Annotated in this window: 26 protein-coding genes; 18 read left to right on the plus strand and 8 right to left on the minus strand. The window is 42.6% G+C overall.

Features of this window, described 5'->3' with window-relative positions:
* The first annotated feature begins 21 nt into the window (after positions 1–21).
* The 6 genes from SPIRS_RS04020 to SPIRS_RS04045 are packed head-to-tail and all read left to right on the plus strand — an operon-like array spanning position 22 to position 4594.
* Positions 22–681 carry an amino acid ABC transporter permease gene (locus SPIRS_RS04020; protein WP_013253395.1) on the plus strand — a complete coding sequence of 220 codons (660 nt, stop codon included), beginning with the start codon at positions 22–24 and terminating at the stop codon, positions 679–681.
* A gap of 14 nt (positions 682–695) precedes the next feature.
* On the plus strand, positions 696–1358 hold the full coding sequence (locus SPIRS_RS04025) for an amino acid ABC transporter permease (protein ID WP_013253396.1): 663 nt from the start codon (positions 696–698) through the stop codon (positions 1356–1358).
* Positions 1359–1368: 10 nt separating this feature from the next.
* The gene (locus SPIRS_RS04030) at positions 1369–2487 is read left to right on the plus strand and encodes a pyridoxal-phosphate-dependent aminotransferase family protein (RefSeq protein ID WP_013253397.1); all 1119 of its coding nucleotides are present in this window, start codon (positions 1369–1371) and stop codon (positions 2485–2487) included.
* An 8-nt stretch (positions 2488–2495) separates the two neighbouring features.
* A complete protein-coding gene (locus SPIRS_RS04035; protein WP_013253398.1) occupies positions 2496–3545 on the plus strand; it encodes a ribokinase in 1050 nt (349 codons plus the stop codon).
* Between the two features lie 9 nt (positions 3546–3554).
* Positions 3555–4196 carry a KpsF/GutQ family sugar-phosphate isomerase gene (locus tag SPIRS_RS04040; RefSeq protein ID WP_013253399.1) on the plus strand — a complete coding sequence of 214 codons (642 nt, stop codon included), beginning with the start codon at positions 3555–3557 and terminating at the stop codon, positions 4194–4196.
* Positions 4190–4594, plus strand: a complete 405-nt coding sequence (locus SPIRS_RS04045; RefSeq protein WP_013253400.1) for an RbsD/FucU domain-containing protein — start codon at positions 4190–4192, stop codon at positions 4592–4594. The genes SPIRS_RS04040 and SPIRS_RS04045 overlap by 7 nt, the downstream gene beginning before the upstream one ends.
* 142 nt (positions 4595–4736) lie before the next feature.
* Here the strand turns inward: SPIRS_RS04045 and SPIRS_RS04050 are convergent, their stop codons facing one another.
* Positions 4737–5411: a GntR family transcriptional regulator gene (locus tag SPIRS_RS04050; RefSeq protein ID WP_013253401.1), complete on the minus strand. Its 675-nt coding sequence runs from the start codon at positions 5409–5411 to the stop codon at positions 4737–4739.
* Between the two features lie 177 nt (positions 5412–5588).
* Here SPIRS_RS04050 and SPIRS_RS04055 point away from each other — a divergent pair, with 177 nt between their 5' ends.
* From SPIRS_RS04055 to SPIRS_RS04070, 4 genes are all read left to right on the plus strand, one after another.
* A complete protein-coding gene (locus SPIRS_RS04055) occupies positions 5589–6503 on the plus strand; it encodes a dihydrodipicolinate synthase family protein (RefSeq protein ID WP_013253402.1) in 915 nt (304 codons plus the stop codon).
* Between the two features lie 92 nt (positions 6504–6595).
* Entirely contained in the window at positions 6596–7906 is a 1311-nt protein-coding gene (locus tag SPIRS_RS04060; RefSeq protein ID WP_013253403.1) for an ABC transporter substrate-binding protein, read from the plus strand.
* A gap of 128 nt (positions 7907–8034) precedes the next feature.
* Positions 8035–8919 carry a carbohydrate ABC transporter permease gene (locus tag SPIRS_RS04065; protein WP_013253404.1) on the plus strand — a complete coding sequence of 295 codons (885 nt, stop codon included), beginning with the start codon at positions 8035–8037 and terminating at the stop codon, positions 8917–8919.
* Between the two features lie 25 nt (positions 8920–8944).
* Positions 8945–9787 (plus strand): carbohydrate ABC transporter permease, encoded by an 843-nt coding sequence (locus SPIRS_RS04070; RefSeq protein ID WP_013253405.1) that lies wholly within the window; start codon positions 8945–8947, stop codon positions 9785–9787.
* Positions 9788–9930: 143 nt separating this feature from the next.
* On the opposite strand, the gene SPIRS_RS04075 is transcribed toward SPIRS_RS04070, so the two are convergent.
* The gene (locus SPIRS_RS04075; protein WP_013253406.1) at positions 9931–12327 is read right to left on the minus strand and encodes a tyrosine-protein phosphatase; all 2397 of its coding nucleotides are present in this window, start codon (positions 12325–12327) and stop codon (positions 9931–9933) included.
* Between the two features lie 648 nt (positions 12328–12975).
* Here SPIRS_RS04075 and SPIRS_RS04080 point away from each other — a divergent pair.
* From SPIRS_RS04080 to SPIRS_RS04115, 8 genes are all read left to right on the plus strand, one after another.
* Positions 12976–13593 carry an AAA family ATPase gene (locus tag SPIRS_RS04080; protein ID WP_013253407.1) on the plus strand — a complete coding sequence of 206 codons (618 nt, stop codon included), beginning with the start codon at positions 12976–12978 and terminating at the stop codon, positions 13591–13593.
* Positions 13594–13698: 105 nt separating this feature from the next.
* Complete coding sequence (locus SPIRS_RS04085; protein ID WP_013253408.1) at positions 13699–14973, plus strand: ABC transporter substrate-binding protein; 1275 nt, start codon at positions 13699–13701, stop codon at positions 14971–14973.
* A gap of 37 nt (positions 14974–15010) precedes the next feature.
* Positions 15011–15958, plus strand: coding sequence for a carbohydrate ABC transporter permease (locus tag SPIRS_RS04090; protein ID WP_013253409.1), 948 nt, complete (start codon positions 15011–15013; stop codon positions 15956–15958).
* Positions 15955–16791: a carbohydrate ABC transporter permease gene (locus SPIRS_RS04095; RefSeq protein ID WP_013253410.1), complete on the plus strand. Its 837-nt coding sequence runs from the start codon at positions 15955–15957 to the stop codon at positions 16789–16791. Before SPIRS_RS04090 ends, SPIRS_RS04095 begins: the two co-directional genes overlap by 4 nt.
* Positions 16792–16824: 33 nt before the next feature.
* A complete protein-coding gene (locus SPIRS_RS04100; RefSeq protein WP_245537764.1) occupies positions 16825–17781 on the plus strand; it encodes a sugar-binding transcriptional regulator in 957 nt (318 codons plus the stop codon).
* Positions 17782–17783: 2 nt separating this feature from the next.
* The gene (locus SPIRS_RS04105) at positions 17784–18743 is read left to right on the plus strand and encodes a 1-phosphofructokinase family hexose kinase (protein ID WP_013253412.1); all 960 of its coding nucleotides are present in this window, start codon (positions 17784–17786) and stop codon (positions 18741–18743) included.
* On the plus strand, positions 18721–20175 hold the full coding sequence (locus tag SPIRS_RS04110) for an FGGY-family carbohydrate kinase (RefSeq protein ID WP_013253413.1): 1455 nt from the start codon (positions 18721–18723) through the stop codon (positions 20173–20175). Before SPIRS_RS04105 ends, SPIRS_RS04110 begins: the two co-directional genes overlap by 23 nt.
* Positions 20176–20232: 57 nt before the next feature.
* On the plus strand, positions 20233–21090 hold the full coding sequence (locus SPIRS_RS04115; RefSeq protein ID WP_013253414.1) for a class II fructose-bisphosphate aldolase: 858 nt from the start codon (positions 20233–20235) through the stop codon (positions 21088–21090).
* Between the two features lie 61 nt (positions 21091–21151).
* Here the strand turns inward: SPIRS_RS04115 and SPIRS_RS04120 are convergent, their stop codons facing one another.
* The 6 genes from SPIRS_RS04120 to SPIRS_RS04145 form a co-directional block, all read right to left on the minus strand.
* Positions 21152–22087: a class II fructose-bisphosphate aldolase gene (locus SPIRS_RS04120; protein WP_245537696.1), complete on the minus strand. Its 936-nt coding sequence runs from the start codon at positions 22085–22087 to the stop codon at positions 21152–21154.
* Positions 22035–22982: an ROK family protein gene (locus tag SPIRS_RS04125; protein WP_013253416.1), complete on the minus strand. Its 948-nt coding sequence runs from the start codon at positions 22980–22982 to the stop codon at positions 22035–22037. Before SPIRS_RS04125 ends, SPIRS_RS04120 begins: the two co-directional genes overlap by 53 nt.
* The gene (locus SPIRS_RS04130) at positions 22975–23496 is read right to left on the minus strand and encodes an AAA family ATPase (protein WP_013253417.1); all 522 of its coding nucleotides are present in this window, start codon (positions 23494–23496) and stop codon (positions 22975–22977) included. Before SPIRS_RS04130 ends, SPIRS_RS04125 begins: the two co-directional genes overlap by 8 nt.
* Before the next feature lie 19 nt (positions 23497–23515).
* Positions 23516–24208, minus strand: coding sequence for a ribulose-phosphate 3-epimerase (locus SPIRS_RS04135; protein ID WP_013253418.1), 693 nt, complete (start codon positions 24206–24208; stop codon positions 23516–23518).
* Positions 24209–24296: 88 nt separating this feature from the next.
* Positions 24297–25253, minus strand: a complete 957-nt coding sequence (locus tag SPIRS_RS04140) for a substrate-binding domain-containing protein (RefSeq protein WP_013253419.1) — start codon at positions 25251–25253, stop codon at positions 24297–24299.
* Between the two features lie 73 nt (positions 25254–25326).
* On the minus strand, positions 25327–26295 hold the full coding sequence (locus SPIRS_RS04145) for an ABC transporter permease (protein WP_013253420.1): 969 nt from the start codon (positions 26293–26295) through the stop codon (positions 25327–25329).

The raw sequence follows: 26295 nt of genomic DNA on the forward strand, positions 1-26295 counted from the left end.
GTCCGGTTTGGGGAGAATTTTATGGATTCAATGTTAATCAGGTTTGTAACTCGAAACTTTCGGTTCTACCTGGAAGGTTTGGAGACGGCCTTGTCTGCCTCGATTATCAGCTTGTTATTTGCTTTGATTATTGGTCTTGTCGTCGGAATAATAAGGTATTCTCATAAAGGTATTCTTGGCACAATTGCGAAAATATATGTTTCAGCAATTAGGAATACACCGCTTCTTGTACAACTCTATTTTGTTTTCTTTGGTCTTCCCCGTTTGGGAATAGTGTTATCGGCATTTCAAACCGGTGTAATTGGGTTGTCCTTTAATAGTGGAGCCTATATTGCAGAGATGGTAAAGGCCGGGTTTCAGGCAATTCCAAGGGGGCAGATAGAAGCTGCCGAGTCAATTGGTCTGAGTGTGCACCAGCGTTTTAGGCTAATATTGATTCCTCAAGCGGCTCTGCAAATAGTTCCTGCCGTCGGCGGACAGATGGTACAGCTCATCAAAGATACATGCCTTTTGTCGTTATTGGCAATTACCGAAATTACAAAAGCGGCGACAGAGGTTGGAAACAAAACCTATATGTTTCTTCAAGCCTTTTTATTTGCAGGTATCATATATCTGATCGTAAATATGCTGTTAAACATTGCCATCGATTTATTTGAAAGAAAGATAAACTATGCACGATAAGGTGGTTCTGAATAATGAATGATTTTTTATCAACATCGCTACAAATTCTAAAACCACTGCTACTCCATGGGTTCCCGAATACTTTCTTACTTTCAGTAGTACCGTTATTTTTCTCCTTGATTCTCGGCATTATCGGGGGAGTCCTGGGAAATTCCAAGATATCTGTATTGCGTGTCATTGCTAAAATTTATGTTTATCTTTTCAGAAATATCCCTTTTCTTATATTTGTCTATGTTGCGTACTATGGGTTTCCCTATTTGGGGGTTAATATCCCTCCGCTTACAACAGCAGTAGTTGCGTTGGCCATTAATCACGGATCTTATATGACCGAGATAATGAGGGGTGGTCTGAATACGATACGCAGAGAACAAATTGAAGCCAGTGCATCAATTGGACTGAATATATTTCAGCAGTACAGCCTTGTAATAATTCCTCAGACTATTATGGAAGTCGCGCCCTCAATTGTTGGACAAACAATCTTATTAGTAAAAGATACTTCGATTATTTCGGTAATCGGTATCAGTGAATTAACTCGTATAGGTCGGCAGATCACCATGCTGACAAATTCGCCGTTTCTTGTCTTTTTCTATGTAGCTGTCTTCTACTATGTTCTGTGCTTTTTATTCCAGATGTTATCAAACTGGAGTGAAGCCAAAGTGAAGAAATATATTGGATGAAGAGGTTTCCATGAAAACTTTTTACCGAAAAGAATTATTACTGGCTCCCGGACCGACGCCATTGCATCCAGAAGTATTGAAGGCAATGATATCTCCAATGATCAGTCACCGCACTCAATCATTCCAGGATTTGTACAAAGAGATTGAAGAATATTTGAAAGAACTCATGCACACAAAGAATCAGATATTACTGATTCCTTCATCAGGAACAGGGGGACTTCAGGCCGCCGTGAAAGGCTGTTTGTCCATGGGAGAAAAAATCGTAGTTGCCTCGAATGGGCATTTTGCTGATCTTTTTTCTCGTCTTGCCGCTTCAAACGGCATGAATGTTGTTGATGTCCCTTTTCCATGGGGACAGCCTGTAGATCCTTTTGTTATTGCTGCATCAGTAAAAGAGCACAAAGATGCAAAAGCACTATTGCTAATACAGAATGAGACATCGACAGGAGTCCTTTCAGACATAAAAACCATTGTGACAGAAATAAGGAAAGTGAATAAGGAAATATTGATATTTGTTGATGCAGTAAGCTCATTGGGTGGAACAGAATTTAGATTAGACGAATGGGGAGTGGATGTTGTCGTATCTTCTTCCCAGAAAGCACTGATGGCTCCTCCTGGATTGTGCATAATGTCACTCAGTGATCGTGCATGGGCTGCTGCTGAAACTGTTACATGCCTTGATTATTATTTCGATATAAAACGTATACGAAAAGAAGCAAACCGGCACATGACGCTTACCACGCCGGCTGTCAGCATATTTTTTGCATTAAGGAAATCCCTGGAAATTATTTTCAACGAAGGAATGAAAAACTGTTTTGGGCATAATAAAGCATTGCAGGAAATGATTTTTGAGCTATCGCAATCTACAGGGGTCACTCCCTTGGGTAGACTACCATATGCCTCGCCGACGGTTACGGCTTTGGTTGTTCCCGAAGCCTGCGATCCTGAAATGATAAGAAACGAGCTTTATAAGAAGTATTCCATAGTATCGGGACCCGGGCTGGGGAAAATAGCATCAAAAACCTTTCGCATTGGGCATATGGGGTATGTTGATAGAAATGACATACAGATGTTTTTTAACAGTTTGACGGAAATCATTTCCGGACCAAGGGCTCGGCGGCCAAAGTAGGAATTTATATGACGCTGAAAAGGACTCTCATACAGTCCGGGAGAAAGGAAGCGAATCTGAGGCGGCCCCGGATATTGGTAGTTGGAAGCTTTGTGATGGACCTTATTGTTACCACAGAATTTTTCCCCTGCTCTGGGGAGACTGTTTTGGGGAAATCTTTCCGGACAGCTGCGGGAGGTAAGGGAGCAAATCAGGCCGTACAGGCCTCCCGTTTAGGTGCCGAAGTAAAAATGTCGGGTAAGGTTGGCAATGATGAATTCGGCAAGACCTTGATTGCCTCGTGTAAAAGTTCTGGAATTGATGTCGAATCTGTAGCTGTTGATGATCTTGTCTCCTCTGCAGTGGGAGACGTGATACTCGAAGAATCGAGAGGTGGGGGGGCAAAAAATAGAATTATCGTGGTGCCGGGTGCCAATATGACAATCCGGGTGGAAGAGATCGCTTTTATTGAAAGGATCTTGGAGCGATATGACATGGTAATGCTCCAATTGGAAATTCCGATGGCGATTAATGAACAGATTGCCCGATATGCTGCCGAAAAGGGGGTTCCCGTGATGCTCAATTCTGCACCGTCGGCGCCCCTGTCGGACGAGTTGCTTGGTTGCCTTGCATACATTTGTCCCAACGAGCATGAGGCGGAAGCCATTACCGGAGTAGCCATCAGGAAAAACGATGGCGAGGCAAATAAAGATGATATCTATTCTATGGCAGAAGTACTGCTGAAGAAGGGCGTGGAAAATGTGCTTGTCACCCTGGGAAGCGGGGGGGCAGCCCTGGTAAACAGAGATGAATTTTTCTTGCAGCCCTGTATCGATGTAGTGGAAGTCAAGGACCCGACGGCAGCTGGTGATTCGTTTGTCGGATCGTTTGTGACGGGAGTTTGCGCGGGCATGGATCATGAACAAGCCCTGGTATTTGCAAGCTATGCCGCAACGTTGGCAGTTTCAAAAACAGGAGCACAGCCTTCATTACCATACTTGACGGAAGTCATTGATTTACTGGTACGCGAGGGAGAGCAACGAGTTGATTTTCAACTTTTAGAGATATTGAAAAGGTAGGAAGGAACCATGATGGAAGCACAAACGTGGCGGGAAGCATTGCACCGGTTTGTAGATACTGCCAGTACGGAACTTGGCCGCTATAAGGAACTGGTGACAAGCGAAATATACGATGATGCGGTTGATATCATCCTTGATGCTGAAAAAAAAGGTAACCGTGTGCATATAACGGGAATTGGCAAACCAGCTCATGTGGCAGAATATATGGCATCACTGTTTTCTTCCACTGGAACACCTGCCTATTATCTTCATGGAACAGAGGCGGTACATGGTTCCTGTGGTCAGTTGGTTCCCGGAGATGTGGTTATCTGCATCTCCAATAGTGGTGAGACGGCAGAGCTGAAAGCTACCGTTGGTGCGATAAAGAAAAATGGGTGTAAGATTATTTCCGTTACAGGCAACCCCAAGTCGTGGCTGGCACAGGAAGGAGATGCACATCTATTTGCGGGAGTCGGGAAAGAAGGCGGACCGCTCGATCGGGCTCCGAGGGTTTCGGTTCTCGTTGAAATCTTCATCCTGCAGGGCTTGAGCATTATTTTGCAAAGTATTCGGGAGGTGACACCTGAGCAATACATCATATGGCATCCCGGTGGTGCTTTGGGAGAACTTCGTGATCATGAGAAACGGGAAGTCAGGAGATCGGTATGCTGAGCGGGGTCTGTATTCATCCGGGAATCATGCACATGCTTTCCCTTTGTGGCCATGGAGATAAAATATTGATTGCTGATGGGAACTATCCGTTATCGTCCAAAACGGGAAATTCGGAAAAGGTCTATCTCGGTCTGCGTCGGGGGCTTCCAACGGTTCCTCAGATGTTGGAGGTCCTTTGTCAGGAAATCAACATTGAAAAGGCGGAAGTAATGAAACCAGAAGGAGAGCTTCCTGCTATTTTTGAAGAGTTCGGGGCGCACCTTAATGGAATTTCTTTGGATGGATTGGATCGTTACTCTTTTTACCAGGCTTGCTGCGATCCTTGTCTCAGGCTTGCCATTGGTACCGGAGAAGATCGGACCTTCGCGAACATTCTCTTGACGACAGGCGTTGCTTAGATTTTATTCTGCCATAATCATGTTCTGCTGGGGGGCAACGTTCTATTTTCCCTTGTTATTAGGAGGATTCCAGCGATCAATTTATTTATAGTGAGAAATGTAGGTTATATCCGCATATTTGTTGCCGGAAAGGAATTGTGCGCTAACCGGAAGTATGAACCGTTTCGCTAGGAAATGACTTAATCGAATCATTGTAGACCTCTTTTAAATGGATCTCCAGCCTCTCAATTCCCCGTTCTCGATTATTATCGGTTATTGCTTCGATGATTTCAGTGTGACGTCGTATCGCAAGGCTTACCTGTGCCGGTATAAAGGTGTGAATTCTGAAGAATTCCACCTGATTTCGTGTGTTCTCAAAGAGCTCGAGAAGGCGGCTGTTGCCGGTGTGTCTGGCAATGATCAGGTGGAAGTTACGGTCGTACAGGAGAAAATCTTCGAACTTGTTTTTTTCCTCTGCAACGAGCTTTTGATTTTCCTGTAGGTCCTGGAGAAGTTTTTTTCGTTCTTTTTCCATCGACAACTTGAGGCTGTAGGTTTCCAGCATGAGTCGTATTTCCGTTACCTCATTAATTCGCTGCAGGGATGGGCGGGCCACAAAACTGCCTTTGTTGGGAAGGATATCGATAAATCCTTCCATAGAAAGTCTGTCGACGGCTTTTACGACGGGCGAACGGCTGATACCGTAATTACCTGCGATCTGGATAATGTCGATACGTTGGCCCCAGTCCATGTGTCCCATGAGAATTTCCTGCTTTATTCGTTCGTAGCACTCTTGATTGAGGGATTTTAATTCAATCTTGTTCTGATTTTCCTTCATCGCGTTCTCCGGTTTGAATTATATCATACATATAACAGTTTTTTTTGCAGTATGCAACATGTTGCATGAAAAATGTTGATTGACAGCTGGGAAAAACGGGATTATGCTTATATCCAACATGTTGCATACCGGATGTGCGCGTGAAAATTTTACATATTGTGTGAGAGGAGACTGGTAATGAAAATTCCACATGGAATTATCCCCGCAATGCTATCGATTTTTAATGATGACGGTAGCCTGGATATTGAAGGGCACAAGGCCTTCACTGAATGGCTCATTCAGAAAGGCGTGCATGGACTTGCTCCCTGCGGAAGTACGGGCGAGGCTGCGGCAATGTCGGATGAGGAGCGGATTAAGATCGCCAAGGCGACCGTTGAGCAGTCCGCCGGAAGGGTCCCTGTATTCGCAGGTGTTGTTCACTATTCGACCCGCCTGGCCACCAATTTGGCAAAAGCCTACATGGATATCGGCGTAGACGGGCTGATGGTTTTACTTCCATACTATTACAAGCCCACTATCCCAAGTGCTCTGAATTACCTCCGGGCGATTTCAAAGGCGGTGGGAATGCCGATCATGGTCTACAACAATCCTTGGTTTGCCGGATTCGAACTTACTCCCCAGCAGATCAAAGACCTTGCCGATGAGGGGGTTGTGAACGCGGTAAAGGCGGCCCATGGTGATCCTATGAGGGTCAACTACATCAAATATCTGTGCGGTGATTCGGTCTCCACCCTGTATGGTCATGATTATTCTCCCCTGGAGGCCTTTGTCGTCGGAGGAGACGGATGGCTTTCGGGACTTCCCAACCTTATTCCCGATTTAGCGGTGGATCTGTTCAATGCCGTTACCGTAGACAAGGATCTTGAAAAGGCTCAGAAGATCTGGAAACGGATATTGCCGATTGCCTACTACTTTATGTATGAACGGGTGGGCGAAAATCAGTCTCCCCACTGGTTGACCGTTTTCAAGGAAGGCATTCCTCTCTTGGGCCAGGATGTCGGAATCCCTCGGCTTCCTGCGGAAGCGATGTCACCGGAAGATCAGAAGGTTCTAAAGAGATATCTTAGTCAAGTGTATCCGGAAATTAAATAGATTGGGTATCTGTCGAAAGTATCGCTAGATTATCTTTGGCAGGTCAAAGACGGAGAGCCAAAGGTGGCTCGGCAAAAGTATAGGAGGTTTGTATGATAAAAAAGCGAATTCTGCAAACGATGACTGCTGTAATCTTTTTGCTTTCAGGAATGTTACTTTTTGCAAACGGCCAAAGTGAAACTGCAGAAGGAAGTACAGGGGAATCTTTGACAATTGGAATGGTGGTAAATACAAGTGATTACAAAACCGCTGTTGAGTCTGTAAAAGCTTGGTCAGAACAAATGAATGTCCCTGTCAATATTATTGAAGAAAATACACAAACGTATGCTTCAACATATGTTCTATCTTCAAAAACCCAAAATCCGAAATTTGATCTTATTATGTTTTGGGACTTTTATATTGATCAGCTCTATCCGATGCTTACTCCATTGGATGGTAGCTATGATCCCAAATATGACTTAAAGATCATTGATCACGGGGATTTGCTGGAGATGGGGGTTAGCAACTACAAAGGTCATCCCTATGTTTTTCCTTACGGATTAGATACCAGAAGTTTTTTTTATCGAACCGATCTTTTGAAAGCTGCAGGATTCGACCGTCCTCCAGAGACCTGGGACGAATTGGTTACTTATGCACGGGCGCTTACAAAAGATCTTGATGGTGATGGGAATATCGACCAATGGGGATTCGCATCAATCTGTTTTCCAGGCCAAGTCTTCAATACCTATACGTTCTTTGATTTCTTGTTGCAAAACAATGGAAAAATTGTCGATGCAGACGGTAAGCCTCTTTTTAATAGTGAAGAAGGTGTCGAAGCTTTACAGTTCATGATTGATCTACGGAACAAATATAAGGTAATGCCTCCGGATGTGATCACTTATGACAATAATGAAATTCATGAAGGCTTTCTTTCTGGTAAATTCGCTATGGTCACTCATTGGCCTTATTTATATGGAATGACGGCTGGATCTGCGGTAGAAGGTAAGGTTGGATATTCGAAGGTACCCCATCCTGTGGGAGGTTCCTCGCGTACGGTCTTAAATGCCTGGGGATTTGGAATCCCTCTGATGTCAGAGCATAAGGATCTTGCTTGGGATTTGGCGACTTATCTCATCTCGACAGAAGCAGGTGCCTTTGAATTTAGTCAAAAGAATGATTGGCCTTTCAGAAAGTCGGCATATGATGAGGCTGATAGGCTATATGATATTCCTAAAGACTTCTTGTCGTTTTCAAATTTTCTTTTTTCTGTTGCCAGAGCAAATTCGGAACATGTTATGATGATGAGAGGTTCTGAAACTTCGCAAATCCTAAGTGAATACATTGATCAAGCAATGGTCGGCAAAATAAGTGCCAGAGATGCTCTTGATTCTGCAGTAAAGGACATAAACGAATTGTTGCAATAATGTAAAGCAGAGCACCCTTCATAAAAAGTAAATTTGCGGGGGATGGATTTGCCAAAAGTTCCCCGCTTTTACAATGCTGTGCTACTTGTAGGTGCTTTTCGACTGAAGTATCTCGAAAGGGAGCTAAAATGACAGGACAACAACAGAGATTAAACCATACCCCATACTGGTATGCACTTCCTGGAATATTGCTGATTGTATGTGTCCTTGCAATTCCAATTATACAAGGAATAATACTTAGCCTTTATAAATATAATCTTGCTTCTACTGCTCCAAAATGTTTTATTGGCTTAAAGAATTATGCACATCTGTTGCTGGATCAGAAATTTCGGGCAACGTTTCTACAGACTTTACTATTTGTTTTCTGTGCCTTACTTTTTGAATTTTCCCTTGGTTTTTTGTTTGCACTATTGTTGCAGCAAAATTTCAAAGGGAAAAAGATCCTTCGTGGTATCATGTTGCTTCCCTGGATGATGCCCCCTGTTGTGACAGCGTTTGTTTGGACTTGGATCCTAAACGGCTCGTCTGGAGTTCTAAATTATTTTCTTTTAAAGTTAGGATTAATTACAAAGAATATAGAATGGTTAAGCACACCGGGGCTTTCTCTTGGAGTATTGATTTTTGTTGATATCTGGAGTTTTACTCCCTTTGTTACATTGGTGCTCTACGCAGGATTACAGGGAATCCCACAGCAATTATATGAGGCTGCAAAGATAGATGGAGCGGGTGTTCTAAGGAGAATGCGGAGTATTACTATGCCAATGTTAGTACCTGCGGCTAGTGTTGCATTTTTGATGCGGTCCATGATGGCTTTACGTACTTTTGACTCGGTATGGATCATGACGCGTGGCGGTCCAGCTGGAAGCACCGAACTCTTAGGCACATATGCATATAAAAAGGGCTTGATTGGTTTCAATATAGGAATGGGTTCGGCAGCGACCTCTATGATCTTTTTTGTATCATTTCTTATGAGTGTGAAATTTATTCAGATTGTACTGAAAAAAAAGAATTGATTTGCTATCCCACAGGATGTTTTGTATGAAAAGAAAATATCGATATCTTGCTAAAATTGGAATTTACCTGGCAGCGATACTTATATTATTTTATACGGTACTACCGGTATTATGGATTGTGTTTACTTCTTTTAAGACAAAAATGGAGATATATGCATATCCACCTACACTTTTTCCTAAAATATTCACTCTGGGAAATTATAAAGTAATTCTTTCGGAATCACAGTACGGGATGTATTTCCTCAATAGCATTTGGATCACTTTGATAGCGACTGCTCTTGTCATGAGCTTTGCAATTCTTTCTGGTTACAGCTTTACTAGTGCTTTTTCCTACAAAGGGAAAAGCAGTCTCATGATTTTTATCATCATTGCACGAATGATTCCAGAAATTGCAATTATCATTCCAATGTATTTCTTTATTCAAAATATTGGCTTGTTTGACACCAAGACAGGTATTATTTTAATGGTAAGTGCGATGGCCTATCCTCTGGCCGCATGGCTGCTAAAATCTTTTTTTGATGATATTCCTGTTTCTTTATATGATGCTGCCCGTATTGATGGTTGTTCTTCTTTTTCGATTTTGAGGAAAATTATACTGCCAATTTCTGGACCATCAATTTCAAGTACATTAATTATTACTTTTTTAACTATCTGGAATTCTTTCCTTATACCACTCACATTTGCAAAAACTATACATACAAAAACTTTCCCTGTTGCTATTGCTGAACTTGCCTATGGAGAATATGGCGTAAACTGGGGCAGTCTTTCTGCTATATCCATTCTTGCGGTTATTCCAATGTTTCTATTAGGAATTTTCGCCCAGAAATATATTATAGCTGGTTTAACCGGCGGGGCAGAGAAAGGGTAGCCTTTTATAAAGGGACAAACTATTAAGAAGGAAAGGATACACCTTAAAAGTCATCCATTGAGAAGTGCGAGGGGAAATGCATTGATACATCAGCGGCTCTTTTCGGGAGCCGCTGTGTGCTGTAATCCATAACCCCTGCAATCCTATCGAGCAGGAATAACAAACTCCTGTCCCGCGTAGATCAGCCGGGGATCCTCTATCTTTTCCTTATTTGCATCGTAGATCTCCTGATATCGGAAGCCGGTTCCCAAAAGCCGCTGGGATATCTTCCAGAGACTGTCACCCGAACCCACGGTATAGACGGCGCGTGGAACTTCGCTTGCTGCAGGCTCTGAGGGCCCCTGTGCCGCAACTGTTTCAGGACCCTCGGCAGCTCCTGAGAGGATGCGTTTCAGCTGCTTTACCTCATCACCGCTCATACCACCTGAAATCAGATAGTCCGCCGCTCCTGCCGAAAGGTCTGCTTCCGCTATCTCGTCGCTTCCTGCGATGGTTTTGAGCATCCCCAGAATATCCTTGGTGATGACCGCGTAGGTATCGCCGTTCGGCTCGATCTTGTAGTAGTTGATGTAACTGGTCATATAGTCGGAAACAATCTCGTCGGTGGTGGCTCCCATGAGGGACTCCAGCAGGGCGCTTACAAAACCGGCCCGGTCCTTTCCCTCGGTACAGTGAATGAGGTAGGGAGGCTCGTGGGCGATGATAAAGCGGCCGGCCTCGGCAACGTCGGAGCGAAACTGCTCTGCCGCGTAGGCAAGGTCCATTCCCAGGGTTACAACCTGGCCCTTGTGAAACAGATCGGCGTAATAGGGCGAGGCAAAATCCTCACCGGCAATGTAGCCCTCGACTTCGCTCCTGCTGTCCGCCAGGTTTACCACCGTAGCTATCCCGTCGGCAGCCATTAACTCATCGGCATAGGCCGCACGCCCAAGCTCCGGATTGATGGGGCTGGAACTTCGGTAGAGGATCCTTGCGTCGATATCACCCTCGGTGATGGTTCGGTAGTTTGCAAAAACCCGGTCCGAGTAGTAATCTTCCCGATCGTTGGTCCGCTTGAGGCTCCTAACCGAATATTCGTCGAGATAACCTCCCTTTTCGCTCAAGGTAATGGTCAGCCTCTCTCCTACCTTTACATCCGCAACCTGGTACAGCTTTCCGTAGTTGATGCAGACGGCGATATCCTCGTGGCCGGGATAGGCCCGAACCAGTGGCTGACCGTTTTCCACATAGTAGCCGTCCAGAAAGGGAGCCTCCATGGCATAACCGTTATCGTACGTAACGGTCACCATATCGCCAAGCGCAAAGCCCTTGTCGTAGAAATCCGCGATTGTAATATCCGTGGAGGTGTGACCGTACTTTTCGATTTCGCGGACCGTTCCCGATATGGAGATTGCATCCTGTTCGACAGCCGTGGAAAGCCGTGTTTTCAGGGCCGAGATCTCATCACCCGTCAGCCCGATACCGAGCAGGTAGGATTGTGCGGCTGCGGCAAGATCGATTCCCGCAGGGTCGCTGCCCTTGGGCCGATCTGCGATGATGGCCACGAGGGATGTTTTGATATTGCTTTCGGCAATGGCCTCGTACTGCTCGCTGCCCGGCTCCACCTTGTAGTAGTTCTCGTAGGTCTTCATGTAATCCCCGACAACCTGGTCGGCAGAGGCACCCATGAGGCTTTCCAAAAGGGCGCTGACAAAACCCGCGCGGTCCTTCCCTTCGGTACAGTGGACGAGGTAGGGGCCTTCGTGGGAGATCATGAAACGAAGTCCCTCGGCGAGCTTTGCACCGAAATCCTCGGATGTCAGATCAACCCCCATGTCCAGGAAACTCACCTGGCCCGCATCGTAGAGCGATTTGTAGTAGGGCGAGGCGAAATCCTTTCCGGCAAAGAATCCCTCCAGCTCCTCTTTCGAATCTGCGAGATTGATCACCGTCCTGATTTTAAAAGCCTTTGTCAGCTCATCGGCATAGGCCGCACGGCCAAGCTCGTTGTTCGCGGGGCTGCTGCTTCGAAACAGGAGTCCCGGTGCAATATCACCGAAGGGAATGTTGCGGAAATTCGCAAAAATCGAATCCGAGGAGTAGTCGGCCCGATTGTTGGTCCTCTTTAACTGGCGCAGAAGATACTCACTGAGATAGGCTCCCTTCTCCTCCATGGAAAGGGTTACCGCATCTCCCACCTCTACCCCGTAGCTTGAGGAAAAGTTCCCCATGTTGATGGCAATGATCAGCAGGTCGTTTTTCTTGTCGTCCCGTACCAATGGACTACCGGTATCAACATCACTGTAGGACGTACAAAACGGCGCCTGCACCGTCGCTTCTCCGATGGAAATGTTCAGCACATCGCCAAGCTCATAGCCCGCCTGATAAAGCGCCGAGGGCTTGATATCCAATTCCAAATTCCCATACTTGCTGATGCTCGCCACACTCCCCGCGACCTCTTGAAACTCGCTCTGGGGCGACTGTGCCGCCAAACCTGCGGTCAGTGCAAAGAAGAGCCATAGCGACGAAACCACAAGCACCAGATTCCGACTTCTTTTCATATCAACCTCCTGTCTGTTCGATACCTCCAGTATGCAACCATCTTCGTGATTTGTGAATGCCTTTGGGCGGCTCCTCGCTGGTCGCTCGGACCGGGCTTTGCGGGGCTCCGCTATCGCTCCGGCCTCCTCGGGGCCCATGGCCCCTGCGGGGTCTGCCTGCGGCACCCCTCCAATCCCTGCCGCGGTTGGGGTGGAAACTGAGCAGTTTATCTATAAAAGAGTTAGTAGTGTTCGGAATCGTGGTGGTCAGGAATATCTAAATTTTTTCCTTGCCTCCAATTACAAGAATATAGATACATAAGATCAAGTAATCCTGAAAACCTAAGGATTTTTCCGGGAAAGACAGCATGCAATCACCAGGATTCCGAACACTAGAAAAGAATTGCTATAGACGGAACCGATGAGATGACCTTGATCTATGAAAACTCACGGTGGAAGATATCAAAGTTACCGTTATAGGCATGATGAAATCGAACTCCGACATGAAGCACATCGGTGGTGTAACTGTCCGTGAAATCCTTGAGGCGCTATGTTAACCTATAAAACTCTGGTCATTGAACTTGTGACTCTTTCCCTTGTCCTCATTAAACGAAGAGTTGTATTGTAGCGATAAGAATTTACGAGTGTCGTAAGGAGGACATATGTAAGATGGATAGCGTATATGCAATTTTTATATCTGGCCCACCTGCCAGTGGGAAGACGACATGCGCTCATGCGTTAGCAAGATTACTTGGAACGGCGCTATTTGACCTTGATACTTTGTCGGAACCATTTCTTCGGCCATATTTAGCAATGAGGTCCAGCTACAAAGATTCCGACGAGTACCATGGAAAAATGCGTGATCTTGAATACGAGGCCTTATTTCGCCTCATGAAAGAAAATCTTTCTCTTGGTGTAAGTTGTATTGCTGTCGCTCCTTTTTCAAAAGAACGGAAAAGTTCCATGTTTCCAGATCATATCTTTTCCAATGTTACAAACGAACATGTATCTATCATCACGGTTGGGATTTCAATAGTAATTTCTCCTTCTCAACAGTATGAAAATATGTTGAAACGGGGAGCTCCTCGGGATACCTTTAAAATCGAAAAATGGCAAACATATTATAGTAAAGTGCGCAAAGATTTGGATATATGTAGTTGGAATGTTGATCTAAACTTAGCGATCTCATTTGAGAAGTTAAAGAATTATTTTGATGATGAAATTAATAAAGTAAAAACGGCCATCTATTCGCTCCAAGAGAATAATCAGAAATTAAGAGAGGTCTAACTTTTTCTTGACAGGAGAAATAAGCGGAGGTAAAATATTATTTACATGGTTACATATGTAAGTTACATATGTAACCAAAAACACTCATAAGAAGGAGGAGCAAGAATGTCTTATAAAAGAAGACTGCTCGTAATTATGCTCGCTTTCTCGGTTGCTGCTTTTAGCTTTGCTAATGGGCAACAAGAAAAGTCTGACCAAGAGAGTAAAACAGTTACAATCTGGGTTGGGGGACAGGTTGCAGAACTCGATGATACATGGACAGCTATCACACAGAAATACGAGGAGATGACTGGCGCAAATATTGATGTCCAGCTATTTGGCTTTGATGTTTACTACGATAAGCTTCTCATTGCTTTATCAAGTGGCAGTGGCCCTGATCTTGCTTTTGCAGATTTAGGTGGATGGGTTCCGACGTTTGCTTCAAAAGGCTGGTTGTTATCTATGGAAGATAAAATCAGTAACTGGGAAGATGAAGGCCAGATATGGGAAAATTTGTGGCCGACGGTTACATATCAGGGAGATCGTTATGGCTTACCTTGGTACACCGATGCACGTTTGATGCTATATAATAAGAAGATGTTTAAGGACGCAGGATTGGATCCCAATAATCCTCCAAAAACCTGGGATGAACTGGTAAAAGATGCTTCAATAATAACTGCTCAGGGACCTAGAACATACGGATACGGTGTTAGTGGAACAAAGACTGAACATACTACTTTGGCATATATTGTATTTCTTGCCTCAAATGGTGGTCAGCTGCTGTCAGACGATTATAGCAAGGCTGCATTTAACTCTGAGGCTGGGCTTGAGACCTTAAAATTTTATACCGACCTGGCGCTGAAGTATAAAGTGAGTCCTGAACCGCTCTCCTACAACGAAGATAATTACAGAAATCTTATGGCTCAGAATAGTGTTGCAATGGCTATTGGAGGGCCTTGGTCTTTCCCATTAATAGAAGCTGCAAATCCTGACATTGATTATTCACTTTCCATTCATCCTTATGGAAAGAATCCTGCTAGTGTCCTTGGCGGTTGGGCTTTAGTGATTCCCAAAGAGGCCGAACACCCTGATGCAGCATGGGATTTTGCAAAATACCTCACTAGCTATGATACTTGGATGTATTGGATTAGCGAGAAGGGTGGCCCGATGCCTACGCGCAAGGATGTTGCAAAGGATTCTCCTGTTCTTCAAGATGAAAAGTGGCAGAATATTTTTAAGGCCTTTCCTAATGCTGTGTGCAGACCGCCTATCCCAGAGTACCCTCAAGTGTCTGAGCAGATTCAGCTAATGATTCAGTCTGTTCTTCTGGGAGAGAAAACTCCTGAAAAGGCAATTAATGATGCTGCAGCCAAGGTGGATGAAATTCTCGCTGGAAACTGATAGGTAGGCATAATTACTAAAAGGATCCGCTCGTTGTATGATACAACATGTGGAGCATTTTTTTAAAAAGCAAGAAAGCGGGTCCTTTTTTAGCAAGGATCGTAAGGAAATTTCTATGCAGTGCAGATTAAGGCGGGAAGAAAAGATTGCATATAAGATGGTGTTGCCATATGTAGTCGCAATACTGTTTTTAGTGGTTGTTTTACTTTCCGCAAACATTATTTCTAGTTTTAGGGCAACTGATGGAGGTTTTACCCTTCGCCATTATACATCGGTCGTAACTGATGATTCTTTTCCCATCATTCTACGCAATACGTTTACGTGGACATTTTTTAGTGTATTAGGCCAGATGCTTTTGGGATTGATTGTTGCTCTATTGCTAAATAATATAACGACCGGGGAAACTTTTTTTCGCAGTTTGATTATCATCTTACCTTGGGGAACTCTTGATATTGTCGCAGGGGTTATGTGGAAGTGGATGTATAATGATCTATATGGTGTACTAAATGACTTATTATTAAAAATGGGAATAATCAAAGCGTATATCCCATGGCTTGCTAGTCCCAATATGGCTATGACGTCAGTTATTATTGCTAATATTTGGAAAGGTTTTGTTCTTGCTGCCATGTTTTTCCTGGCACGTCTCAAAGGAATTCCTGCTTACATGTATGAAGTGGCAGAAATTGATGGTGCAAATATTTTTCAACGTTTTTTCTCTGTAACTTTACCACAATTGCGGACTGTTTTGATAAGTACACTTATGCTTGTTATCATCTGGACAATAAACTATTTTCCTCTCATCTATATTATGACTGGTGGAGGTCCAGGCAATGGGACGGAGACGTTAGTCACATATATCTATAAAATCAGTTTTCGTTTCCTTAAATATGGGGATGCAGCAGCTCTTAGCAATATTCTATTTCTCTTTATTCTGATAATTGTTGGAGCGTTTATGTTTTGGATAAATAAGGAGGAGGTAGAATGACACGAACAGCAAGGAAAAAAACAACGAAAAGAGTTTCTTACCTTCTTCTTACATGTATTTCAATTTGTGTTGCCTTCCCAATTATCTGGTTAGTCATCACTTCTTTGAAAACGTATCCTGAAATTTACGGATATCCAATAACATATTATCCTCATACCATAACATTTGAACATTATCAAAAGATAAGTGATATGGGATTCTTCAAGCATTTTATCAATAGTATTATTGTTTCTGGGGGAACAATGCTATTGTCAGTGCTTATCGGACTATTTCCCGCATATGCTTTTTCTCGTTATTCTTTTCGTGGACGGGGAGGCCTTATGGCTTCTGCCTTACTTTTTCAGATGTTCCCGATGGCTGTCCTTTTGCTTCCTATTTTTCGATTACTTCATTCTATTGGTCTGTTGGACACCCATATAGGACTAATTTTGGCTTACCTGCCATTCACGACTCCCATCACAATTGTTTTTCTTAGGAGTTTTTTCATATCGGTTCCTAAGGCGCTTGAAGAGGCTGCGGTTATTGATGGTTGTAATCTCCCTCAGGCCTTTGTGAAAGTCATCCTGCCTGTTGCGTTACCAGGAATAGCGGCAGTGGGTATATACACATTCCTTTTCTCTTGGGCAGAATTAATGTATTCAATGTCTATTCTTGTAACAGAAGACATTCAGAATATTCCTGCATTTCTTTCTGTTTTTGTTGGAGAGTATCAAACTAGATGGGGACCCTTATTTGCTGGTTCAATAGTGTCGATGCTTCCGCCTTTGGTGATGTTTATGTTAATGCAGCGTTATTTTATTGCTGGATTGACAAGTGGTTCTGTTAAAGGCTAATAACTTGCGATTGAGGTTTGAACTGTGATTGACATGGGACTATTGTATCAGGTGGCATATGATTATTATGTCAATAAAAAGCTGCAAAGGGAAATTGCAAATGAACTAAATGTTTCTCGTGTCCAGATTAGTAAGTATCTTGCAAAGGCCGAAGAAGTTGGGATTGTTAAGATCGAAGTTATTCAACCAACTTCAGAGTCAAAGAGAATCATCGAATTGAAAGAACGTCTCATGAAATTGTTCAAGCTAAAAGATATTCTTATAGCTCCTAGCTATGGTAACCATTCACAGACCCTTGACGGTATCCATAAGCTTGCTTCGAACTATGTATATAGTGCACCAAGTGCTGAAAACCCGTTGACTATTGGATTAGGTTGGGGGTCAACTGTTTATTCTTTTGTAACTTCGAATTTTGATGAGTCAAGACGGAACTGGAAAATTATTCCTTTAACGGGAGGAAGTTCATTAATTTCTTCACGAAATTTCAATATAAATCATATTGCGCATACTTTTGCGGAGAAAATAGGAGCAACAGCCCAATTGGTTTATCTACCATTATTGGTTGATGGACCAAAGAAAGCGGTTTTGACTGATAGCAATGATTATAGAAAGATAAACGAGCTTTGGTCGAACCTCGATGTGCTTATTTGTAGTGTTGGATATTCAATTCCTCGCTCTCCCTTGTTTAACAAAGGTTTAATCGGAGAAGAATATATTAAGAGGCTTGAAGATAACAATGTTGTTGGTGATATTCTTACCCATTATTTTAATGAAAAGGGAGAAATGATTCATTTGGGAGTTGAAGCAAATATGATCAATATTAGTCTGGAACAGATTGCCTCTGCAAAAACAAAACTGATCATTGCTTATGGAAAACAAAAAACCAAAAGTATTCTTGGTGGACTAAGAAGTAGATTAATTGATGTTTTAGTAACTGATGCTGATACGGTTGAACGTGTGTTGCATGAAGCTGAATCAAAGGGAAATTAACTATGCGCGTGCTTATATTAAACTTGAATCCTAGCTTTGATCACTGGGTTCTCATTGATAAAAGACCTGATTTAGAGCATGTCCTTAGGGGGACTACGGTTGTTCACCAAGTGGATGGTAAGGGTTTGAATATCGGAAGGGTTTTTGAGAATTTTGGTTTCACTGACTATCTCTGTGTAAATATGTTAGGAGGAACTGTTGGTAAATTAATTGAAAGTAAGTGTAAAGAGCTTGGAATAAAAACACGAAATTTCTGGATACAAGATGAAAGTAGGATAAATACTGCAATAGTTCGAGATTATGACGGGACCACATCCGTCCAAATGGTAAATGAGGCAGGTCCTACCGCTACGCGTTCTGAGGTAGAAGAATTTAAACGTTTTTTTTCTGATTTATTACAGGATGGAGATGTAATTGTAATATCTGGTAGTGCTGTAAACGGATTCCTACCGAGCGATTTAGTTGATATTGCCCGACTTTCTTGCAGTAAAAATGTATCTTTGGCTGTTGACATTTCAAATGAATGGCTAAAAAGGATTGTTGATCATCCGATTGCTGTTTTAAAGGTGAATGACGATGAATTACGACTGGCATTTAATTTAGATTCTGGTAATTTGAATGCACTTGATAAATTCAGAATTGAAAAAAAAATTACGTTGCTTATCGTTACCTTGGGCGCTCAGGGGGCAATCGCCATTTCGGATGAGGTAGTTTACCGTGTCTCTCCTCCTTCGGTTGATGGAAATTATGCTGTTGGTAGCGGTGATTCCTTTTTTGCAGGATTTCTACTAAAAAAGCTGGCAGGATCAACATTAAAGGATTCTTTATTATCTGCAACCGCTTGTGGTGCCGCGAATGTCAAGAATTATGGTGCCGCTATTTTTAGCAAAGATGAATATCATGATTGTTTGTCCGGAGTTAAGCTTTTTGAGGTTACAAATGGATTGCTATATAGGTCTTGACATAGGCACGACGAACTCAAAAGCTATTGCTTTGCGTCGTGACGGTACAACTGAAATCATCTATGAACAAAAAACAAAAAAATATCATAGCAACGATATTGAGTTTTTTAGTATTGACGATATTGAGCATTGCATGAACCTTGCGATACAAAATGCCCAAGAAAAGTATACGGTAAAGGGAATAAGCTTTTCCAGTGTTGGTGAGTCAGTTGTTCCTGTTGAGATTTCTCAAAAGCATGCAGGCAACGGCGCTTTTGGTAAAGCTCTTTGCGATCCTCTTGTATGGTATGATAAAGCAACACGGACTATAGCAGAAACCTTACATGAGAAGGTCAAAATTGAGCGGTATGAGTCCCGAGGGGTAAGCCTTAACTACACCATGGGGCTTTTCAAAATGTTGTTCATGAAAGATGGGAATATCGTAGAGAAAACTAATCATCCATATACGTTCCTTTCTATTGCTGACTATCTTGCATACCGATTGACTGAGAAGGCCTATTGGGACTATTCACAAGCTTGCCGATCCTATTTGTTTGATATTCATGATCGAAAGTGGGATTCTTCACTTCTTAGTTCATTAGGTTTTGATATGGAATTACCCACATGCAAACCTACAGGAAGTTATGCTGGTTCAACGAAAACAGGTATTCCTGTTTATCTAGGCGGTCATGATCACATTATAGGAATGTATGGGATTAAACTACTATTTGGGAGTGAGACCCTTTTTTATTCGATGGGATCTGCTGCTGTGTTGGGTGGCTTCACTGAAGGCAAAGGCATATCTAAACAGGTTATGAAGGAAAGAATGAAGCGTATCTCCAACCTTACAATTGGTGCTTGTTACAGCGAGAGTGATTATTATATTGAAAATTCTTTGCGTTATTTTGGGAAACTTCATGATGCGCTTGCTTCCTTCTTTGGTTCTAATGATCCCAAAGGCTTTTATGATACAATGAACGATATTATCGAAAAAGATTTTTCCACTGAAAATTTACCTGTCTTTTATGTAGAAGGTGATCGTATTACTAAGGAAGGCATTTCTGGCTTTGAATTGCGTAATATACAGTTAGGGACTAATCCCATAAAGGTGGTTACGTCTTTATACACCTATATGGGAATTATGACAAAAATTATTCTTGATGAATTATCCTTTCATTTTCCCCTGCCGCAAATAGTTGCGGGTGGTGGGATTGTTCGTAATCGGCTAATGCTTCAGTTTATATCCGACATCATTGGCCAACCTATCCGTATTCTTCAAGAGAAAGAATTATCGGCCTTGGGGGCTGCCCTTTGCGCTGCTAACGGAGCTGGCGATACTGAGATTATTAAAAGGGCACAACAAAAGATCAAGATATCTCAGATTGAACCTTCACCGCATGCAATTGCAAGAAAGGAGACTGCAGAGAAAATGTATAAAAATTTCTATTCTTAGAATTAACAATTTTAGTAGTGGAATTGATGGAATATTTTAACTATAAGGAAGGGTATTATGTCATTACTTTCATTAAAAGAAATTCTTGATCCGGCAAAGGATGAGAATTTTGCTGTTCCTGCTTTCAATTTTTTCTCTTTTGAGGATGCTAAAGCAATTGTTCGAGCTGCCGAAGAACTAAATTCTCCAGTGATCCTCATGTCTTCGGGAAGCTGTGTGAAGAACTTTGGGATTGAAACCGCCGCCTCTGTTATGAGAAATTTGGCGTTTAATGCTTCTGTCCCTGTTGTTGCTCATTTGGATCATGCAGATAATTTAGAGTTAATCTTTAAAGCAATGCATCATGGCTATACTTCAATTATGTATGACGGCTCAATGTTGCCTGTAGAAGAGAATATCAAGAACACACAGTTCGTTGTAAAGGTTGCCCATTCTTTGGGTATATCGGTTGAAGCCGAAATTGGTCGTGTTGCAAAAGGCGAGGAAGGTGAAAGTGCTGAAGAGATTCTGACGACTCCTGAAAGTGCAAAATATTTTCAGGATGCTACTGGAGTGGATTGTTTGGCCGTTGCTGTTGGTACAAAACATGCAATGCAAAGTCAGAAGGCAAATATCAAATTTGACAATGTTGAGAAAATTAGTGCAATCGTGAAAATTCCTCTTGTGTTACATGGATCCAGTGGGGTGACTAACGAAGAATTAGATAGAATTAAGAATACCAAATTCGCTAAAATAAATATTGGAACAGTTTTGCGGCGAACATACATTGATGAGATTAGAAAAACTTTGAAAGAAAATCCTGATCTGAAGGATCATTTAAAACTTCTGCAGAAATCAAGTATGGCTGTTTCTGAAAAGGTTAAAGAAAAGATTTGCATTTTAAAAAGTGATGGAAAAGCCGATATCTATAAATAGTTGATATACATATTTTGCCGGCGAAGATTTCTCTTTGCCGGCTTTTGTTTTTTCGTGGCTGTTACAAAATACCTCTGCTGCCGAATACCTCGATTTTTGTTGAAACAATAGAGGCGCATGCATCGACAATTGCAGTGGAAACCTTTCGGGGATCTGAATCTTTGACCGCCAGGGAGGTGTTCTTCATTACATCAAAATAGCCATGCACCTTCAATTCGGTACCAACATTAATTTTCAGGATACCGAGGCCAATCGCTTTTTTGAAATCCTCGTCGGAAACTCCAGTCCCACCATGAAGGACCAGCGGTATGGCCGTTCTTGTATGAATAGCCGTGATTCTTTCAAAGTCAAGTTTTGGGGGAAGCTTATAAAAACCGTGTACCGTCCCGACAGAGACGGCTAATGCATCTATATTCGTATCGTTTACAAATTTCTCTGCATCTTCGGGAACCGTAAACAGGGCCTCCCTCTCGGATACAACAATATTGTCTTCAACTCCACCAACATGCCCCAATTCTGCTTCCACGGAACATCCTGTTTTTGCGGCATAATCAACCGCGAGACGGGTAAGACGAACATTTTCATCGTAGTCTTTATCTGAAGCATCGATCATAACCGATGTGAATCCATGATCAATACACATAAATAACAAATCCATATCGGTACAATGGTCAAGGTGAAGTACTATATCGGTTTCATATTCCTGGCTTAAAGCTCTTGCGGCGGATACGACAACGTCCAAGCCCATTACTTTAAGGGCTCCCATAGACGCCATGGCGATAACCGGACTTTTTTTGCTACTGGCAGCCTTGATAATGCCACGCAGATTTTCTAGTCCGAAAAAATTAAATGCACCAACAGCACATTTATTTTTTCTAGCTTTTTCCAGAAAGTATTTCATTGTAACCAGAGACATATATCCTCCTGAGCAATCTTTTCTTTGTCTATATCTTCTTTTCGGTAGCTGCTCTTTCCTTAAATATAGAAACGCCCCCATGAAACCCGGCCATATCACCTCGTTCGGCCCACGATATGATACAGTTTTCATTAATGGAGGTCGTACATGCTTGTCTTTTTACAAATTCTTCCAGATAGCCTTTGGGGTAACATTCCATAGCGGCAATTCCCCCTCCTATAATTACATGAGTCGGCTCGATTATTGTTATTGCGGTGGTGACCAACAAAGCCTCGTTATCAACAAATTCCTTTAAGCGTTTTCCCGCAATGGAGTCCTCTCCCCAAAGTTGAAAAACTTTCGATATGTGGATATGTGCATCTTCACTGATTTCTTCCAAAACACGACCGTTTACATACGCTTCAGCGCAACCATGCCTGCCACAAACACATTTTTTTCCGTTAAGACGGAATGGGATATGTCCCAATTCCAATCCGTTACGATATAGTCTACAGGCTTTATCATGTAGCAAAACATCAGCACCTATACCGGTTCCGAAAAATATCCCGAGAAGAACCCAGTTATCTTCCAATGTTTTTCCGGCTTTCTCTCCATGGAGCAGAAGCTTTGTGTCGTGGTCAACATAAACAGGAATCCCGATTTTTACTCGCAACTCACTTGCAATTTTGCGTCCATTCAGTGAAGTAATATTATTACATTGGATTATATAGTCCTTATCTTCATCAATAATTGCAGGCACGCCAATAATAACCGCAGCAGGGTGTATGCCGTTCCTTTCTGTATATTGGTTTAATAGCCCGCGGAGAATTTCTATGGGGTCAGTTTCCTGCAACAAATTACTGCTATATTCCTCAAAAGCGTAAGGCACTTCCTTTTCTGATACTTCAATAGAGGCGATCCTAATCCGAGTTCCTCCGATATCCATAACAATCAGACACTGCCCTTGTATGCTAGCCGCGAAGTCCTCATCAGTCATGCAGGTACACCGAGACCTTGTCAACCAAGTCATCTATGGTATCGGGACCGTCCGTAACAAGCGTAAGATGAGGGACGGCCAAAGGTTCCCAGCTACTTTGGATCTTTTTATATAAATCGTGATCCCTGTTCTTTGCGAGATGAACACCTTTCCCCTTCGAAAGTCTCGTGATGGCGGTCCCTTCGCTGCACGTACATTCTATGAACTTGCAAGGTGTTTGCATTTCCCGTGCCCTATCCTGGACCATTTCCACTTGGTATCTCTTTGAAAAAGGCCGACCGTCAAGAAGCACAACTAACTCACTATCTTTTTCAAGCAAGTACTTTGCCGCCTGCAATATGAGTTCTATACAAAGATCATCTTGCGCCGAAGTGAAATCCGTTAGTTTGCCGGGAAATATCGCTTCCCGCACAATATCCTTATCAAAGCATACATACGACGGATTTCTTTTTATTAATGATTTAGCAAGAAAGCTCTTGCCTGCCCCCGGTAGGCCCGCCAAAACAACAATCATTTTCTTCCTTTCCAGAATATTAGTTTAATGTATGCAACCAGCTGACAGTATCAGTTAGGTTTTTACTGTTAAAAACCAAAGAGCCCGGAGTTATCATATCGGCCCCGGCCTCACGCAGTAAAGGCACGGTATGTTCCCTAATACCCCCATCAACCGAAAGGATAATTTTATTTTCCAGTCCATGAGCCTGTATCATAGCCTTAATACCCTTAACGCGGTCAGGAGTGTTCTTTTCCATACTCACGCCCTTAATGCCGATTTTCGTACCCATCAACAGGATTAAATCCAGATCATCCAGATATTTTTCCAACAGCATAATATCTGATTCAACACAGATAGATAAGCCTACATGAATACACTTTTTTTTCAAATATGCAATTATTTCGCCGACCTTCTTTTCCCCTAACTCCAAATGTACCGTAATAAAATCGGACCCTGATTCAATAAATGCATCTACATGCTTGATAGGATCCTCCATCATTAAATGAGTATGAAGAGGGATGTCCGTTTTCATATTTATTGCATGAATGAGATCAGGAAAAAAGAGTAAACCAGGCACAAAGTGAGCATCTGAAACATCTAAATGATATACATCTGCATAATTCTTAGTCTCATTAATACTCTTTTCAAGGTTCACCAAATTGCCGGACCACAAGGATACATCTAATAACATCCTGGACTGTTTTTTTGTATATAAATCATCAAGCTGCATTACACACCTGCCATATTTCGTATATGTCCCTTTTCCATCTTTCATTGTGGTAAATATTTTACAATACTTACCACAATGGTCAAACAAACTACTTGTTCAGGAAGTCGTCCACATTATCCTTTGTAACAAGTTCAAAAGGAATCAGCGTTTTCTTCTCATAAGCCTGTCCTGAAGCTATCGCATACGCAACTTCAATGCTCGTTGCCCCCTGAGCTTTTCCATTCTGGAAGACCGTTGCGTCTAATTCGCCATTTTGTATGCTCAACAAGGCATCCTGAATAGCATCGACACCAATAATAACAATCTCATCTTTTCTTCCGGCATTAATAACGGCATTAAGGGCACCCATAGCCATATTATCATTCTCTGCTGCAATGGCACTGATTTCGGGGTATTTCTGCAACCAGTCTTCGGTTATTCTCATAGCTTCATCCCGCTGCCATTTTGCCGTCAAAGATTCGAGGATGGTTAAATGTGGTTCTTTGTAGACAGTATTTTTTAAACCTTCATCTCGGCCCATCTGAGAAGTGTTACCTATATCTCCTTCCAGCTGAAGGACATTTCCAGATGCAACGCCCTTTCCTCCCAGCCTTTCTATAATGTAATTTCCCATGATCTCCCCGGCGTCTACATCATCGGAACAGACAATTGCAGAGGCCTCATCTGCATTAACCGTTTGTGCATTAACAATGACGAGTGGGATACCGGCTTCCTTGCATTTCGTCACAATCGGAGCGCAACCATTAGCATCTGTTGTGCTCATGACAATAACATCTACACCCATGGCAATCAGATCGTCAGATTCGTTCAGCTGCTTCTGAACATCTAGTTCTGCGTCGAACTGAAAATAATTAATAATCTTTCCGCTTGCCTTTAATTCCTTGAGAACATTCTCCTGAGCCTCGTTTAAGATAATCTGATATTGATCAGAACGACTTTTCTGCAAGATACCAATTCTGATACCATCGTCTTCCGATTGACCTGCACCGAATACACTCACTGCGATGAGTGATAATGCGGCAGCAAAAAGCATCTTTCGTCTCATTACAATCCCCCTAAAATTTCTATTAATAAAATCGCCTATATCTTTTATCCAAGATGCAAGTGCGATTCTATTTTCATTTTTTATTGGTCAGCTTCAAATCCATCATCACCGTCAAAAGAATAATGAAGCCCTTTACTATCTGTTGATAAAAGGACGATACACCCATCAGATTCATGCCATTATTTATTAAGCCAATAATAAGAACCCCAATAACCGTACCTTCCACACTGCCGATCCCGCCCATGAAACTGACACCACCGATGACGGAAGCCGCTATTGCATCGGTTTCATATCCAACGCCCATGGCCGGTTGCCCTGCATTTACACGCGAAGTTAATAACACGCCGGCAATACCGGTACAGATGCCCATTATTGTGTACGTGGCTAATTTTATGAGCTGAACATTAACACCCGATGCAATGGCAGCATGTTCATTTCCGCCGGTGGCATAGAGGTACCTTCCGTATTTCATACGGCTGAGAAGGAAATAACAAATTATTGCAACGGAAGCAAAAACCAAAATTGAATATGGAATTTTTCCAAATAAACGACCTTGACCTATTTGCTTGAATACAGGATCGGTTAATATGTAGGATTTTCCGTTGCTAATGACATATGCGAGGCCCCTGATAATTAACTGACTAGCTATTGTTACCACAAATGGGAACATGTTGTATTTGGCGATGAAAAATCCATTAAAAACACCGACAAGTCCACATGCCATAACGGCAAGTACTACCGCAAGAAAACAATTACCTCCGTGAGTCAGAACTGCACCAACAACCACCGAAGCCAAGGCGATGATTGATCCTACCGAAATATCGATCCCGGCACAGATAATTACAAAGGTCATGCCAATTGCGATGATGCCGTTTATACTTACTTGATTAAGAACATTTATAGTATTCTGAACGGTCCTGAAAGTGGGACTGGCAATAAACAAAAACGCTATCATCGAAAACAGAATGATGGAAATCCCGTATAGCCTTGAATGGCCAAGTCGTTTCATGTTGTCGAGTAACACACTTTTTTTCCCAAGCAT

This window comes from Sediminispirochaeta smaragdinae DSM 11293 (genome assembly GCF_000143985.1).
Taxonomy (GTDB): Bacteria; Spirochaetota; Spirochaetia; order DSM-16054; family Sediminispirochaetaceae; genus Sediminispirochaeta; species Sediminispirochaeta smaragdinae.